Origin of the sequence: Pseudobacteroides sp. (assembly GCF_036567765.1) — a bacterium.
Classification (GTDB): Bacteria; Bacillota; Clostridia; order Acetivibrionales; family DSM-2933; genus Pseudobacteroides.
In genome coordinates, this window is record NZ_DATCTU010000011.1 from 1 (window position 1) to 16,381 (window position 16,381).

Annotated in this window: 12 protein-coding genes and 1 other annotated feature; of the genes, 2 read left to right on the plus strand and 10 right to left on the minus strand. The window is 37.7% G+C overall.

Features of this window, described 5'->3' with window-relative positions:
- Nucleotides 1-16: 16 nt before the first annotated feature.
- Together VIO64_RS03105 and spoIIP are read right to left on the minus strand one after the other, a co-directional pair.
- Nucleotides 17-289: a hypothetical protein gene (locus VIO64_RS03105; protein ID WP_331915047.1), complete on the minus strand. Its 273-nt coding sequence runs from the start codon at nucleotides 287-289 to the stop codon at nucleotides 17-19.
- Between the two features lie 152 nt (nucleotides 290-441).
- On the minus strand, nucleotides 442-1,719 hold the full coding sequence (spoIIP, locus tag VIO64_RS03110) for a stage II sporulation protein P (protein WP_331915049.1): 1,278 nt from the start codon (nucleotides 1,717-1,719) through the stop codon (nucleotides 442-444).
- Nucleotides 1,720-2,092: 373 nt separating this feature from the next.
- Between spoIIP and VIO64_RS03115 the strand changes: the two genes are divergently transcribed.
- Both VIO64_RS03115 and VIO64_RS03120 read left to right on the plus strand, forming a co-directional pair.
- Nucleotides 2,093-2,302, plus strand: a complete 210-nt coding sequence (locus tag VIO64_RS03115) for a hypothetical protein (RefSeq protein WP_331915051.1) — start codon at nucleotides 2,093-2,095, stop codon at nucleotides 2,300-2,302.
- 112 nt (nucleotides 2,303-2,414) lie between these two features.
- A complete protein-coding gene (locus VIO64_RS03120; protein WP_331915053.1) occupies nucleotides 2,415-2,570 on the plus strand; it encodes a hypothetical protein in 156 nt (51 codons plus the stop codon).
- A 91-nt stretch (nucleotides 2,571-2,661) separates the two neighbouring features.
- Here the strand turns inward: VIO64_RS03120 and VIO64_RS03125 are convergent, their stop codons facing one another.
- The 8 genes from VIO64_RS03125 to VIO64_RS03160 form a co-directional block, all read right to left on the minus strand.
- Nucleotides 2,662-6,900, minus strand: coding sequence for an acyl-CoA dehydratase activase-related protein (locus VIO64_RS03125; protein ID WP_331915055.1), 4,239 nt, complete (start codon nucleotides 6,898-6,900; stop codon nucleotides 2,662-2,664).
- A gap of 488 nt (nucleotides 6,901-7,388) precedes the next feature.
- The gene (gene lepB, locus VIO64_RS03130; protein WP_331915131.1) at nucleotides 7,389-7,991 is read right to left on the minus strand and encodes a signal peptidase I; all 603 of its coding nucleotides are present in this window, start codon (nucleotides 7,989-7,991) and stop codon (nucleotides 7,389-7,391) included.
- Nucleotides 7,992-8,127: 136 nt separating this feature from the next.
- On the minus strand, nucleotides 8,128-9,918 hold the full coding sequence (aspS, locus tag VIO64_RS03135) for an aspartate--tRNA ligase (RefSeq protein ID WP_331915057.1): 1,791 nt from the start codon (nucleotides 9,916-9,918) through the stop codon (nucleotides 8,128-8,130).
- A gap of 3 nt (nucleotides 9,919-9,921) precedes the next feature.
- The gene (gene hisS, locus VIO64_RS03140; protein ID WP_331915059.1) at nucleotides 9,922-11,181 is read right to left on the minus strand and encodes a histidine--tRNA ligase; all 1,260 of its coding nucleotides are present in this window, start codon (nucleotides 11,179-11,181) and stop codon (nucleotides 9,922-9,924) included.
- Between the two features lie 53 nt (nucleotides 11,182-11,234).
- Nucleotides 11,235-11,495 (minus strand) — a binding site (T-box leader).
- A gap of 109 nt (nucleotides 11,496-11,604) precedes the next feature.
- On the minus strand, nucleotides 11,605-13,092 hold the full coding sequence (gene hemZ / locus VIO64_RS03145; protein ID WP_331915061.1) for a coproporphyrinogen dehydrogenase HemZ: 1,488 nt from the start codon (nucleotides 13,090-13,092) through the stop codon (nucleotides 11,605-11,607).
- Entirely contained in the window at nucleotides 13,089-13,697 is a 609-nt protein-coding gene (locus VIO64_RS03150; protein ID WP_331915063.1) for an MBL fold metallo-hydrolase, read from the minus strand. The genes hemZ and VIO64_RS03150 overlap by 4 nt, the downstream gene beginning before the upstream one ends.
- Nucleotide 13,698: 1 nt before the next feature.
- Nucleotides 13,699-14,148 carry a D-aminoacyl-tRNA deacylase gene (gene dtd, locus VIO64_RS03155; RefSeq protein WP_331915065.1) on the minus strand — a complete coding sequence of 150 codons (450 nt, stop codon included), beginning with the start codon at nucleotides 14,146-14,148 and terminating at the stop codon, nucleotides 13,699-13,701.
- Between the two features lie 52 nt (nucleotides 14,149-14,200).
- Complete coding sequence (locus VIO64_RS03160) at nucleotides 14,201-16,381, minus strand: bifunctional (p)ppGpp synthetase/guanosine-3',5'-bis(diphosphate) 3'-pyrophosphohydrolase (RefSeq protein WP_331915067.1); 2,181 nt, start codon at nucleotides 16,379-16,381, stop codon at nucleotides 14,201-14,203.

A 16,381-nucleotide genomic window follows, 5' to 3' on the forward strand; every position in this document is an offset into this window, starting at 1 on the left:
AAATTTTTTCATCCTTTTACTGCAATAGCTTTTTTAGTTTATTCAAGCTCTTATCAAATATCTTTAAGTCTATCTTCATATTCATATTCATAATCGCTATATTTATACATGAGTCTTTTAGCCTTGTAAATGAAATCATCCTGATTTTTTTCTCGTTATTCATAATACTGTTTAATGAATAATCAACAGTAGCAAAACCGCCCAAAATAATAAAAACAAATAGTACAACGCATAAAAAAGACCTTCTTCTACGCATTCTCAATTCTTTAAACTTCTCAACTCTATTCATTTTTATTCCTCCGAGCCAAACTTTACTGAGTAAAAAAGTAATCACATTTACTCAAATAATATAAAAACAATATTATTTTACATTACTTTTCTGTCAGAATTTATATTTCCCCAAAATTAAGCTAAATAGACATGTAAAATTTTGATATCACTTTATTTTTTAACAACTTCATTAATTGCCTGTGCTAAGTACTTTGTGCTCTCAAGGCATTCTTCCATCAGGTTTCCATCTCCTCCGACCTCTATAATTAATGCCTTATTGGATACATGCTGATTATACCTGTTTTTGCTAAGATTAATTGGCTTCGCAAGTCCTGGACTTATTCGGTTAAGGCAATCCTGAAGCTTCAATGCAAACTTAAGGTTTTCCTCCCAATTCGGGTGATAAAGGCCGTTTTTATTAGTACCTATTACAAACATAACCTGTGCTGCCTTTTTTCCATTCACCTCCTTAACAACCCTGAGTTTCTTGCCTTGAACACCAAGACCGTCTCTGTGGAGGTCTATTACAACATTAATTGATGGATAACTTTTCAGAATACTTACGGCTGTATTAAGGGAATTTCCATAAGAGCCGTTATAATCCGGATAATCATGAACAGATCCGTTATGTATCACATCTATCCCATAGTTTTTTCTTAATATTGATGCAAGTTGTTCTCCCACTCTGACAACACTCTTATTGGGATCTTTTGTCCATGACGGATAATTTGCTTTATTTAAGTTGCCGGCCTTGTCAACATAGGATTCGGTAGTATGGGTATGATAAATTAAAACCTTTGGTCCTTTTTTGGCAGTCAATTTGCTTATTGGGGATTTTAAAAGCTCGCTAATATTGAGTTTTTCTTTTGTCTCGTTATTAATAACTATCTTACCTTGGGATTGATAACCGTTGTTTTTTGTTTTGCTTTCCTTTCCTGTTACATCTTCCTTTCCTGTTTTATCTTCAACTGTGCCTTCTTCAGAATATATGCTGCTCTGATCAACAAGCAGTCCACTTTTTTCAGTATCTTTAGTATTTTCCTCCTCGGAATAGTCCAGCTTGACCTGCTTCTCCCTTTCCAGTAAGACTTCAGGATAGTATTTGATATAATAGTTATTCAATATAACTGAATTTGAATTCAATACTGTCTCAGGACTATTAAAATCAAACCCGAATATACTACTGATGATACCTTTTATTTCTCCATAAAATGAAACACTTATGTTTCCACTATTATAAACCGAATCAATGATGGGAAATGAACTGCTTAATATTGATTTAAAGTTGTGAACATCTATTTTGCCCACAAATGTCCCTTCAAATCTTGATAGTAATGTGCCGCCAAGTGTTCCTCCCTTTACAGCTGCAATTGACAGAAATACAAATAAAGCAACCTTAAATATTGCTCGAACTAATTTACCTTTGTTTTTTAAACGTCTTGTCTTCATGTTTCCTCCGTTGCAGACTTTTTATAATAATATGCCAAGCCGTGGATGATTATTACCGTTTTAGCCTTTCCTTGTTTCCCATTGCAACACTACGTTAATTCACATTGAAATTTCTGTCGATTTTTTGTGTTTATTGTCGAAATATTTTCAATTGCATAATTTTGTTATATATTATAATTGCGTTGTTACAGCAATAATTCTTTAACAAACCTGTTATACTTCAGATTAATCGGGAATATTTACTATCATGGATTTATAATTCTTATATTTGTCCACATAAAAGTAATGGTAAAGTATGTTTAGTACAAAATCATTTGCGATTTTATTTCCTAGACATTTAAAAAATCCAGGCCTTAATTAAGGAGGAATTATTATGTACAGCTTCAAATCATTGCATTGTTACAATTGCAGAGCCGTTATCTTGAACCTGCCTGAATTGGAAATCAGCAAGCTCAACGGACTGAATTTTGTATGTGATTGCTGCGGACATCAGAATCTTCTTACAGAATTCAAGTTTTATAAGAGCAACAACAACGACCCTCAGCTTAACATTTTCAGCATGGAGAATTTGACAGCTTTCTGATACATGGACAAAATCACAAAGTGATTTTGCAATATGTGGACTTGATTTACTTCGCATCTGCCACTATAATATTAAATGTACATACAATATTATTGATTAGGCAGGTAGGATAATGAACACACAGATTATGGTTGTTATTGGAAGTTTAGTTGGCTTTACTGTTTTGGCTTTTTTCTTTTACAGGTCCATCAACAATCTGGAAAAGAAAAAAACAAGCAAGAAAAAAGGCCGTACAAAATATATGCCTCAGGCAAAAAATAAATTTTAAGAATTTCATGAGTTAAAAAGTACTAATATGAAATTAAAACAGAATGGTGGTGCTGCAAATTATTTAAATTTTGCAGCACCACCATTTTTATTTAAAGATTTTTAAATGCAGTCGAAAGCATTAATTTGATTCTATTTAATTGGTTCACTTCACTTGCTCCAGGATCATAATCAATAGCAACAATATTTGATTTCGGATAGCGTCTTCTAAGTTCTTTTATTACACCCTTACCGACTATATGATTGGGTAAGCATCCAAAGGGCTGAGTACAAACTATATTGCTTGCACCTGTGTGAATTAATTCAATCATTTCACCGGTTAGAAACCACCCCTCACCAGTCTGGTTGCCACATGAAACAATCTCTGAAGCCATTTTAGCCAAGTCTTCAATATGTGCAGGAGGATCAAAATGAGTACTCTTTTGGAATTCATCCCTCGCTGCAGAACGCAGCCATTCAATAGCCTTAATTCCTGCATTCGCTTTTATTGCCGATGATTTTTTCATTCCAAGCTTTTCATGCTTAAAGTTACTGCAATAAAAGCAGTAGAGGAAAAAGTCCAACAAATCAGGAACAACAGCTTCAGCACCTTCGGACTCCAGTAAATCAACGAGATAATTATTTGCAGCCGGCATAAATTTTACTAGAATTTCGCCTACAATACCAACACGTGGTTTTTTAATATCCTTACGAGGAAGAGAATCGAAATCCCGAATAATCCCGCGGCAAATCTTCTTATAAGTGGAAAATGAGGGATATTTGCTTTTTGTTATAAATTCTATACACCTATCATCCCATTTTTTATACAGTGCATTTGCAGCCCCTTCCTCCGCTTCATAAGGACGAGTGGCATAAAGGCAACGCATCAAAACATCTCCAAATACTACGCCAAATATTGCTTTCATTGCTAACTCCGGAGTTATTTTAAATCCCGGATTCTTTTCCAATCCAACTAAATTAAGCGAAAGCACGGGAATATTAGGATAACCCGCTTTACGCAATGCTCTGCGTATAAATCCAATATAATTGCTGGCACGGCATCCCCCACCTGTTTGAGTTATCATTAGTGCAGTTTTATCCAAATCATATTTACCTGACAATAAAGCTTCCATCATCTGTCCGACTACCATCAAGGAAGGATAACATGCATCATTATTTACATATTTAAGACCGACATCAACAGCCTTCTTTCCATCATTGTTCAGGAGTACAATATTATAGCCACATGACCGGAAGGCCGGCTCTATTATAGAAAAATGAATGGGTGACATCTGTGGAGCAAGAATTGTGTAACTGTCACGCATTTCTTTTGTAAATAGTACTCTTTCGAACTTAGCTGGTACAATTGTTCTTTTGGCTTTGCTTTGCTTTCTAACTTTTATTGCAGAAAGAAGAGAACGAATACGGATACGTGCAGCACCTAAGTTATTAACTTCATCTATTTTTAAACATGTGTAAATCTTGCCAGAGTCCTCCAGTATATCATATACCTGATCAGTAGTTACAGCATCAAGACCGCATCCAAAGGAGTTAAGTTGAATCAAATCAAGATCATCACGTTGTTTTACATAGTTTGCAGCAGCATAAAGCCTTGAATGATACATCCACTGATCCACTACAAGAAGAGGCCCTTCCACCTTTGATAGATGAGAAACGGAATCTTCAGTAAATACAGCTATGCCATAGGATGTAATAAGCTCCGGAATGCCATGATTAATTTCCTGATCGATATGGTATGGACGTCCGGCAAGAACAATTCCATGTCCGCCTGTTTCTTCCAAATATTTAAGGGTTTCTTCCCCTTTTTGCTGCATTTTCTTGTGGACCAATTCTGCTTCAGCCCAGGCAATTTTTGCTGCTTCTGCAACTTCTACAGCAGAAATATTAAACTGTTTTCCAAATTCTTCAACCAGCCTTTTAGTTAATACCTTAAGATTGGTAAATGGAAGAAATGGACTCATAAATAGAATATCCGGGTTCTTAAGCTCATCTATATTGTTTTTTATGTTTTCTGCATACGATGTAACAATCGGACAATTATAGTGATTGTTGGCATCTTCAAATTCCTTACGTTCATAAGGAATACATGGATAGAATATAAAGTTAACTCCCTTTTCCAATAGCCACATAACATGACCATGAGCTAATTTTGCAGGATAACATTCCGATTCACTAGGGATAGATTCTATACCAAGCTCGTAAATTTTTCTGGTAGATTCAGGTGATAATACCACCTTGAATTTAAGTGCTTTAAAGAACTCTGCCCAGAAAGGGTAGTTTTCATATATGTTTAAAACTCGTGGAATACCTACTGTTCCCCGCGTTGCTTCTTTTTCTTGGAGGGTTTCCCTGTCAAAAAGCAGTTTGGCCTTATAGTCATAAAGGTTTGGGATATTGTCCTTATTCTTTTGACCACCGGCACCCCGTTCACAACGATTGCATGTAACGAACTGCCTTCCTCCGCTAAAACGATTGATGGTTAAAAGACAATTGTTTGTACATCCCTTGCAATGTGACATTCTTGTAGTAAATTCCAACGTTTGGATTTTTTCGATAGACAGCATTGTTGTAGGTTTATCTTCGCTATATCGTTCCCTTGCAATCAGGGCTGCACCAAATGCACCCATAATACCTGCAATATCCGGCCTTATAGCTTCACAATCCGCAATTCTCTCAAAACTTCTGAGGACTGCATCATTATAGAAGGTCCCGCCCTGTACAACAATATGCTTTCCGAGCTCAGATGCGGAACTTACCTTAATGACCTTATACAATGCATTTTTTATTACTGAGTATGCTAGACCTGCTGAAATATCTGCAACCTCAGCACCTTCTTTTTGAGCCTGTTTAACCTTGGAATTCATAAACACAGTACACCTTGTCCCAAGATCAATAGGGTTTTTGGCAAATAAAGCAGCTTTAGCAAAATCCTGAACGGTGTAATTCAATGATTTGGCGAAGGTTTCAATAAAGGAACCGCAACCTGATGAACACGCTTCATTAAGCTGCACATTGTCTACAGTGCGGTTTTTAATTTTAATACATTTCATATCCTGACCACCGATGTCTAAAATACAGTCAACATCTGGATCGAAAAACGAAGCAGCATAATAATGTGCAACGGTTTCAACTTCGCCTTCGTCAAGTAAAAGTGCATTTTTAATTAAAGCTTCGCCGTATCCGGTAGCACATGAATGTACAATTTGTGCATTTTCAGGAAGCTTTGAGTAAATATCTTTTACTGCATTGATCGTTGTTGTGAGAGGACTGCCGTTATTATTGCTGTAGAAAGAATATAACAGTGTTCCGTCTTCGCCAACCAAGGCCGCTTTTGTAGTTGTAGAACCGGCATCAATACCGAGAAAACATTTTCCTTTATAGTCTTCCAGGTTACCGCGTTTTACCGATTGTCTGTCATGTCGATTCTTGAATGCATTATAATCTTCATCGGTCTTAAACAGCGGATCCAACCTTTCAACTTCAAACTCCATCTTTATATCACCTGAGAGTTTTGATTCCAAGGCAGAAAGAGAAGTATTAATTTGTTTGTTTGCAGTTATTGCAGAACCCATAGCTGCAAACAGATGAGAATTTTCAGGTGATATTCCATGTTCCTCATCCAATCTAAGAGTTCTTACAAATGCTTCTTTAAGCTCAGATAAAAAGTGAAGAGGTCCACCCAGGAATGCTACATGGCCGCGTATTGGCTTACCGCATGCAAGGCCGCTGATTGTCTGGTTAACAACAGCTTGAAAAATTGATGCTGATAAATCCTCTTTTGTTGCCCCTTCGTTTATTAATGGCTGAATATCTGACTTGGCAAACACACCGCATCTTGCGGCTATAGGATAAATTGCCTTGTAATTTTTTGCATAGTTATTAACACCTGTAGCATCGGTCTGCAGCAGGGATGCCATCTGGTCGATAAAAGAACCAGTACCCCCGGCACATATACCATTCATTCTCTGTTCAACGTTTCCGCCTTCAAAATATATGATCTTGGCATCTTCACCGCCGAGTTCAATTGCAACATCTGTCTTTGGTGCAAAAGTCGACAATGCAGTGGAGACCGCAATTACTTCCTGTGTAAACGGCACGTCAAGATGATTGGAAAGTGAGAGCCCACCAGAGCCGGTTATCATAGGTGCAACTCTTAAATCCCCCAATTTACTATGAGCTTTCGTAATAAGCTCACAAAGACTTTCCTTAATATTGGCAAAATGACGCACATAATCGGAAAATAAAATATTATTTTTATCATCTAATATTGCAATTTTTACAGTTGTAGAACCAATATCAATTCCTAAATTATAAATAGTTGTATTATACATAATAATATGCAGACAAAGTCAATCTGCTATATACCCCCTAATCAATTTGACCCTAAACTATAAAATGTATGAAACAAAATCAGGTTACATTATACAACAAGAAAAATCAAAATACAATATGGTGGGTGTTTTTACATACTCCCCAATTGGCATTATCCAAAAATCCATTTTCATATAATAAATTTACTAAAAAAGTGCAGCATTTATTCTAAAAAAATTAATTAATTCATACCCTTAATACAAATACCTAAACAAATATATTAAATTAGCCACTAAAAAAGTGGGGCTATTGCAAAACAACACTTAATCACACCATATTGTCCAGGTTTATAAATGCAAACCACAATATGGGCAACTAAAAGGCATTTTGCAACAGCCTCACTTTTAAAGTCATAACATATTTAAAACTGTCTCTTTGGGAAAAGTGATTTATCTCATACATTAAATGCACTTTTCATTTAGCTGCGGAAGTTATTTTTTGATGATGCCTAATTTTGAAATTCCGCACCATGTTTCTTTGGAGTTCCCATATTATCTAAGGGCCAGAACCTGAATACTGCTCTTCCTCCCACCCTTGATATATCAAAAGGCCCAAGTGATCTACTATCAAGGCTTCCTCCTGGAGTACGGTTGTCCCCTAGAACATATATTTGCCCCTTTTTAACCGTTAGGTCGCTGTATTTATCATTTACAATTTCTGTAGAACCCCCGTTAATGTAATCCTCTTTCAAGGCCTTCCCGTTTAAATACACCTTACCGTCTCTAACTTCTATCTTATCTCCCTCAACACCAATTACCCTTTTTATAATGGGACTTCTTTCTACGCCGTTCATATCACTGACGTCTATTGTAACAATATCACCATATTTTAGCTTTCCCACCTTCGGAGTAATTTTTTCGATTATTAGCTGATCGCCATCCTGCAATGTAGTTTCCATGGAAGAACCGCTTACAATAGTCCTCTGCCCCACAAATGCCACGATTAAAAAACCAATAAGTACTGCAACAGTAATATGGACTCCCCAGTCCAGAACTTCTCTTAAAACCGGATTCTTAATTCTTTTAAACGTAATAATCCCTCCCAGAATTATATTTTTTGTTGACTAAGTTTACAAAATAATTATAGCTAAAACATATTACCACTTTGTTAACAAACTTTGAATAATTCCAAAATTTCTTTATATAGCCAGTTTTATTTGCAACATAATGGCTTACGATTGGTCAGAATTAAACGTTATAGCCTTCCGATTTTATATGAAGTTCTTTTAACTGTTTAACCTCAACTACATCAGGTGCATTTGTCATTAAGCATGATGCGTTTTGAACTTTAGGGAATGCAATAACATCTCTTATGCTGCTCTTTCCTGCCATTATCATTACAAGCCTGTCTAAGCCGTATGCCATACCGCCGTGAGGAGGTGTTCCGTATTTAAAGGCTTCAAGCAGGAATCCGAACCTTGCCCACGCTTCCTCTTCCGCAAACCCTAGAAGTTCGAACATTTTTGACTGCAGTTCCTGGCTGTGTATTCTGATACTTCCCCCACCTATTTCAACACCGTTTAGTACAATGTCATAGGCTTTTGCACGTACTTTGCCTGGATTAGTTTCCAAGAAATCAATGTCTTCATCCATAGGTGATGTAAACGGATGGTGTTTTGCCACATAACGCTTTTCTTCTTCGTCATACTCATACAACGGAAACTCTGTTACCCAAACAAATTTATATTCATTTTTGTCAAGAATATCAAGCCTTCGTGCAAGCTCAAGCCTTAACTGGCCCAAGGAATCATAAACTATATCATTCTTATCAGCACTAAAGCATATTAAATCTCCTGGCTCTGCTTCTACTCTTTCTAATATTTTCTTTATTTCATCTTCACTCAAAAATTTGGTTATTGCAGATTTAAGTTCATTCTCCTCTACTACAATCCACGCCATTCCCTTTGCCTTATATATCTTTACAAATTCAACAAGGCTGTCAATTTCCCTTCTGCTGAATTTGGCTCCACAGCCCTTTGCATTTATAGCTCTTACACTACCGCCGTTTTTGATGGCATCGGTAAATACTTTAAAGCCGCAGTCAGCAACAATATCCGAAACATCTTTAAGTTCAAATCCAAATCTTATATCAGGCTTGTCAGAACCATATCTATCCATAGCTTCCTGATAAGGTATTCGCTGGATTGGAGTCTCAATATCGATATCCATAGCCTCTTTGAACACCCTCTTTATAAAGCCTTCATTTACGGTAAGCACATCCTCCACATTAACAAAGGACATTTCTATGTCGATCTGAGTGAACTCGGGCTGTCTATCTGCCCTTAAATCCTCATCCCTGAAGCATTTTGCAATCTGGAAGTACCTATCAAAGCCAGAAACCATCAAAAGCTGTTTAAAAAGCTGAGGTGACTGTGGAAGTGCAAAGAACTTTCCTGGGTGCACCCTGCTTGGAACAAGGTAGTCCCTTGCACCTTCAGGTGTACTCTTTGTAAGTATAGGGGTCTCAACTTCAAGAAATCCGTTTTCATCATAATAATCTCGAGCAATCTTTGCAACCTTGTGCCTAAGTATAAAATTTCTCTGCATGTCAGGTCTTCTTAAATCTATGTATCTGTGTTTGAGCCTGACTGTTTCGTTTACATCAGAGTCTTCCTCTATATAAATCGGTGGTGTTTCAGCTTTGCTTAAAATCCTGAGCTCAGAAACCATAACCTCAATTTCTCCTGTCGGAAGTTTAGGGTTTACTGTTTCAGGACTTCTCTTAACAACCTCACCTATTACCGCAAGGACATATTCACTTCTTATGGATTCGGCTTTTTCAAATATTTCAGCACTGACAGCACTGTTAAATACAACTTGGAGTACCCCGCTTCTATCTCTTAAATCAACAAAAATTACGCCGCCCAAGTCTCTTCTTTTATGAGCCCAGCCCATAACTGTAACAACCTGCCCCACATTGCTTATTCCTATATCACTGCACATGTGGGTTCTTTTTAGTCCGTAAATCGATTCTCCCATAAATTACCTCCTGTTAATAATTTCTTCATGTATATTATCTAAAGCAACCTCTATCTGTTCTCCGTTTTTCATACTTTTAAGAGTTGCCTTGTTGTTTTTTATTTCGTCATCACCTAAAACAATAGTATATTTTGCCCCAAGTTTGTCCGCATATTTCATCTGTGCCTTTAAACTTTTTTGGAGCAAGTCCTTTTCTGCAGGAATTTGCCTTTTTCTTAATTCATAAACCAGCTTCCCCGCATAAGTATCTGCTATTTCACCTATTGTGGCAATGTATATCTCAACTTCTTGTGGCAGCGGAATAGGCACACCCTGGCTCTCCATTTCCATCAAAAGCCTTTCAATACCGAGCCCAAATCCTATGGCTGGAGTTGAAGGGCCACCACATGCTTCAACCAATCCGTCATATCTGCCGCCTCCGCAAATGGTCCCCTGGGTACCTACATTCTCTGAAATAAACTCAAATACAGTCTTTGTATAGTAGTCCAGCCCTCTAACAATGTTCTTATCGATGTTATAGGCAATTCCCAAATTATCCAAGCCTTTTTTAAGCCCTTCAAAATGTTCTTTGCATTCCCCGCATAAATTATCTAGTATGGCCGGAGCACCGGAGGTAATACTTTTGCATTTTTCCTCCTTACAATCTATAATCCTTAATGGATTCCTTTCAAACCTGTTATTGCATAACCCACAAAGCTTTTCAAGGGATGGTCTGAAATAGTTCATAAGCTTTTCGTTATAGGCTTTTCTGCAAACAGGACAGCCTATGCTGTTTATATTAAGACCTACGTCCTTTAGTCCCAGACTTTCAAAAAACAGGCTGATCAAGCTGATTATTTCAACATCTATGGACGGACCCTTTGAGCCGAAAGCCTCCACACCAAACTGATGGAACTCTCTGTACCTCCCCTTTGCCATCTTTTCGTATCTATAGGCAGAAATATTATAATAAAGTTTTACAGGCTGAGGCTGAGACGACATACCGTTTTCGATATAGCTCCTGACCACGCCCGCTGTGCCTTCAGGCCTTAATGATATGCTCCTGTTCCCCTTGTCTAAAAAGGTGTACATTTCCTTCTGTACAATATCAGTAGTGTCTCCCACACCTCTCTGAAAAAGCTCCGTATGCTCAAATACGGGTGTTCTTATTTCCTTGTAACCGAAATTTGTACATACCTTGGCAATCTGACTTTCTATATACTGCCACTTGTAGCTCTCTATGGGTAAAATATCCTTTGTTCCCTTTGGTGTTTGTGTTAACATAACTTCCTCCAAATCAAAACTTTTTTAGGCATAAATAAAACCTCCAATCCCTGACAAGGGACGAGAGGTTATTCCCGCGGTACCACCCTAATAAGCTTATTAGCTCGCTTTTGCTCCTTTAACGCTGAGGTAGGCGGATCTGCCTAATTAGATAAAAAGTGATAAATCTGTAAGATTAGTAACACTTTTAATATATTTTCAGCAGACCGACTCTAGGGTGTTCTTTCACTATACTTTTCCTAAAAGCACTTTCAGTCACGGTGCTTTCTCCCTTAAGGCAGTTTATAATTACTTTTCCCCGTCATTGTCGTTCAATAGTCATAGACCATATAGTATATTTTAATTATGCTTATAAATATTGTCAACAACTTATTTTTAATTGCCATAATTTTACTGAGGCACGACTAAAAAACCAATCTATACCTAACCGAAAATAATAGATTCTTTTCTTGCGATCATTTCATCAGTCCGGTTTATATATTCGGTTACACTTTTAACATTAAAGACCCTTTCTATCCTGTTTTCTTCAGGGAACACCATTTTTGTAACAGCACCTGCTCCCATTGCAATAATGGGCTGTTTTTCCTCCATTATCTGAATATTATATATACTTTCATGTCCTTTAGTAGAGTACCCGATATTCTCCAGATTTCCAAGTATGTTTTTCTGCCTGTACAGATAATAAGGCTTCATATTCATCGTTGAAGCATAATCTGCTGCAACTCCTGCCATATCTTCTATACACCGGTTATCAATACAGGTACGATTGTTCTTATCCTCTATAAGCTTTGATCCCCTTTTAAATGAAAGTGTATGGACAGTGAGGCTATCTGGTGAAAGCTGTGTTATCCTTTCAAGACTTGCCTTAAACATACTAAGTGTTTCTCCCGGAAGTCCTGCTATAATATCCATGTTTATATTATCAAATCCTGTCTCCCGTGCCTTCATAAAGGCCCACTCTATATCTTTGGCCGTATGGTTTCTTCCTATTGCCTCTAGCACCTCATCATTCATAGACTGGGGATTTATACTTATTCTATCCACCCGGCTGGACTTAATTATGCCAAGTTTTTCAACATTTAATGAATCGGGCCTCCCCGCCTCTAATGTAAATTCCTGAAGTCCGTCCATTCTAAAAGTGCTTTCGACACCAAATAAAAGCTTTTTTAGGCTTTCCTCGTCAATGGATGTAGGAGTTCCTCCACCTATATATATACTCTGGACACTCCATCCCTTATCGGCAATAATTGCTGCAGTTTTCTCCATCTCGTATAAAAGTGCATCAATATAATTTTTAACTATGTCGGATGACCGATCTATAGGGTTTGAAGTGAAAGAACAATAAAGGCATCGAGTAGTGCAAAACGGTATACCTATATAAATACTGACTGCATCAGGAGGTGTTGCATTGAGTATAGACCGCTCTTTTCCGGCCACCTCCAAAAGCACTCCTGCCTTTTCCTCTTTTACCATGTAATAGTTTTTAAGCTTCTCGCTTATGAAATTACGAGAAAATTTCATATCCAGCATTTCATGGACTATTTTTGCCGGCCTTATCCCCGTCAGAATCCCCCATGGCATTGATTTACCTGTAATAAATTCAAAGGCCAGATAGAGCTGCCTCTTAAGCTCCATTTTTATTTTCTTTTTGTATCTATGGGATTTGATATGTTCATTCCCATCATCACATATAACTCCAAGCTTGCTTTCTGCATAATATGCTTTTAAGCCCTCTCTCCATAGCTCAATATAAATCTTTTCACCTTCTTCTACCCTGCTTAATATAAAAATCCCACCAAAATTAATGGGGGATGTATCGGCATATATAATATCTTCATTATAAAAAAACATCCTTATTACATCTTCAACCTGATATTTATAATCATGCCCTTCCAGCTTTACATAAATCATATTATATTGTTCCTTTTTTCAAAGCCTATTGTAGAAGCATCATTATGTCCCGGATACACCAATGTTTCATCAGGCAGTACAAACAATTTGTCTTTTATGGATGTTATTATGTTATGTTTGTTTCCTCCAGGCAAATCGGTTCTTCCGATCGAGCACCTAAAAAGCGTATCTCCGGTAAAAACAATTCCTCCCACCTTTATACACATACCTCCAGGAGTGTGCCCCGGTGTATGGATTATTTCCAGTTTAGTACCACCAAGCTCTAAAATATCTCCATCCTTGAGAGTTATGTCGGCAGGTTTGAATATTCTGTTGGACCCGAAAACAAATGAACAGTTAAAAACCGGATTAGTCAGAAATTCAGCATCATCCTCATGAATGGCCGCACTGCCTCCAACAGCTGATTTAAGCTCATCAAGCTCACAAATATGGTCTATATGTCCATGAGTCAGAATTATATATTTTACCTTAAGTTTATTGTCGTCAACTATTTTCCGTACCTGCGTTACATCAACACCTGCGTCAATTATCGCACCTTCGCCGTTTACTCCTAAAACATAACAATTTGATTCAAACATTCCATTAGGTATACATTCCAATATCATACTAAAACTCCTTTTTGCTATCAATCAGTAATGTCACAGGCCCGTCGTTATTTAGCTCTACATCCATCATGGCCTGAAATTTTCCTGTCTCTACTTTTATACCAAAGCCCCTGCAGTACTCTACAAACCTTTCATAGAGTATCTCAGCTTCTTTAAGTTTTGCTGCCTTGTCAAAGCTCGGCCGTTTTCCTTTTCTACAATCACCATAAAGCGTAAACTGCGATACTATCAATAGCTCTCCCTTTTGGTCCAGCAGGGATTCATTCATCTTTCCGCCAGCATCTTCAAATATTCTTAGATTAAGTATTTTATCCGCCAGATAATGAATATCCTTTTCATCATCTTCACTTCCAACTCCCAAAAAGACCAGAAGGCCCTTTTGTATCTTGCCTATCAGTTCACCGTCAACAGTAACCCCAGCCTTTTTTACTCTCTGAACAACCCCTCGCATTCCTCTTTCTCCATTCTTATTTATAACTAAATATACTTTTATATAAGTGATTTTATTGTTTGTTTCTTGTGACTTCAAAAACTCCTACTACTTTTTTCAGTTTCTTAATTATCTTTTCCAACTGCTCGGTATCTACTATCTCAAGTGTGAGATTCATTATTGCAATCTGTTCCTTTGTGGTTCTTGCATTAATTGCTTTTAGAGGGATCCGAGCCTCCCCTATCACATTTGTTATTTCCATAAGAAGTGCTGTCCTGTCATTTGCCATAACAGTAATATCTGCCTTGTATGCCACATTGTTGGCTGAGTACCAGCTGACTTCTATAATTCTGTCGGCGGTATCGGGTGCATTAGTAACGTTAAGACAGTCCTTTCTATGAACAGACACGCCCCTACCGCGGGTTATATAGCCTATGATATCATCACCCGGAACCGGATTGCAGCATCTTGAAAGCCTTACAAGACAGTTATCAATACCCTTTACAACGACGCCGTTTTCAGGTGTAGTCTTTTTCTTCTTTTCAGTTTTTTGATTGTTGATTGATTCAAAAAACTGCTCTTCCAACTCTTCCGGTTTTAGTGTCTTCTTATATTCCTCTTTTAGTTTACTAATAACCTTGTTTATGGTTATACCACCAAACCCAAGAGTTGCAAACAAATCGTCCAATGAGTTGTAGTTATACCGCTTTAGCAGCAAGTCCACCCATTCCGGCTTGAAGAGCTGAGCGTAGGTTAGCCCGTTCTTCTTAAGCTCCTTCTCAACAATTTCCTTACCGCGTATAATATTGTCTTCCCTTTTTTCTTTTTTAAACCATTGATTTATTTTGTTTTTAGCCTGGGAGGTCTTAACTATTTTAAGCCAGTCCCTGCTGGGTCCATGGACATTTGAGGCAGTCAAAATCTCTACAATATCACCGTTTTTTAATGAATAATCAAGGGGAACGATTTTGCCGTTTACCTTGGCTCCCATCATTTTATTACCGACAGCACTGTGGATGGCATATGCAAAATCAATTGGCGTCGATGCTGCAGAAAGGCTTATCACATCACCCTTTGGAGTAAAAACAAAAACCTCATCAGTAAACAGATCGATTTTTAATGTCTCCATGAATTCTGTTGCATCGCGCATTTCCTTCTGCCATTCTAAAAGCTGCCTCAGCCATGATAGTTTATTGTCGAGGTCCCCATCATTGGATTTACCTTCCTTATACTTCCAGTGAGCTGCTATACCTACTTCTGCAATCCTGTGCATTTCCCATGTCCTGATCTGAACCTCAAAAGGGACCCCCTCATGACCTATCAATGTAGTATGTAATGATTGGTACATATTAGGTTTGGGCATTGCTATATAATCCTTAAACCTTCCCGGCATGGGCTTATAAAGCTCATGAACCAGCCCCAACACAGCATAACAGTCTTTAACCGAATGAACCAAAACACGTACAGCAAAGAGATCATAGATTTGTTCTATGGTTTTATTTTGCTCATACATCTTTTTGTAAATACTGTAAAAATGCTTGGGGCGACCATCCAGGTGGGCATCTATCTCAATCTCTTTTGTTTTTTGAGTCAGGGTTTCCATGATTTCATGGATAAAAGCTTCCCTTTCTTTTCTCTTTTTAGCAATCTTTTCAACCAATTCATAATACCCTTTGGAGTCTATATACCTAAGACTTAGATCCTCAAGCTCCCATTTGACTCTTGACATACCCAGGCGGTGTGCCAAAGGTGCATATATCTCCAGGGACTCCTTGGCCTTTTCAAGCTGCTTTTCAGGTGCCATGTACTTTAGCGTACGCATGTTATGCAATCTGTCTGCAAGCTTTATAAGTATTACACGAATGTCCTTAGCCATTGCCAGAAACATTTTTCTTAAATTCTCCACCTGCTGTTCTTCCTTGGTGGTATAGGGAATTTTACCGAGTTTGGTAACTCCGTCAACCAGATTTGCAATTTCCTCGCCAAATTTACTCTTAAGCTGTTCAAATGTAAATGTGGTATCTTCTATTGTATCATGGAGGAGCCCTGCAATTATGGAGGTACAGTCCAATTCAAGCTCTGCAAGAATTATTGCAACTTCCACAGGGTGAGTTATGTACGGCTCACCTGATATCCTCTGCTGCCCATCATGTGCAGCCTTTGAAAGCTCAAAAGCTTCTTTCAGAAGCTCAAAGTCACAATTTTTGTTATATTGCTTAACTTTTTCGTATAATCGACTAAAGCCTTGGCTCAT

What these genes read in the sequence shown, in the direction of transcription:
- hemZ (WP_331915061.1), bottom strand. Translation starts at nt 13,092, where the DNA reads ATGATTTATGTAAAGCTGGAAGGGCATGATTATAAATATCAGGTTGAA.
- dtd (WP_331915065.1), bottom strand. Translation starts at nt 14,148, where the DNA reads ATGCGAGGGGTTGTTCAGAGAGTAAAAAAGGCTGGGGTTACTGTTGAC.
- hisS (WP_331915059.1), bottom strand. Translation starts at nt 11,181, where the DNA reads ATGTTAACACAAACACCAAAGGGAACAAAGGATATTTTACCCATAGAG.
- VIO64_RS03115 (WP_331915051.1), top strand. Translation starts at nt 2,093, where the DNA reads ATGTACAGCTTCAAATCATTGCATTGTTACAATTGCAGAGCCGTTATC.
- VIO64_RS03125 (WP_331915055.1), bottom strand. Translation starts at nt 6,900, where the DNA reads ATGTATAATACAACTATTTATAATTTAGGAATTGATATTGGTTCTACA.
- spoIIP (WP_331915049.1), bottom strand. Translation starts at nt 1,719, where the DNA reads ATGAAGACAAGACGTTTAAAAAACAAAGGTAAATTAGTTCGAGCAATA.
- VIO64_RS03160 (WP_331915067.1), bottom strand. Translation starts at nt 16,381, where the DNA reads ATGAGCCAAGGCTTTAGTCGATTATACGAAAAAGTTAAGCAATATAAC.
- aspS (WP_331915057.1), bottom strand. Translation starts at nt 9,918, where the DNA reads ATGGGAGAATCGATTTACGGACTAAAAAGAACCCACATGTGCAGTGAT.
- VIO64_RS03105 (WP_331915047.1), bottom strand. Translation starts at nt 289, where the DNA reads ATGAATAGAGTTGAGAAGTTTAAAGAATTGAGAATGCGTAGAAGAAGG.
- VIO64_RS03120 (WP_331915053.1), top strand. Translation starts at nt 2,415, where the DNA reads ATGAACACACAGATTATGGTTGTTATTGGAAGTTTAGTTGGCTTTACT.
- VIO64_RS03150 (WP_331915063.1), bottom strand. Translation starts at nt 13,697, where the DNA reads ATGATATTGGAATGTATACCTAATGGAATGTTTGAATCAAATTGTTAT.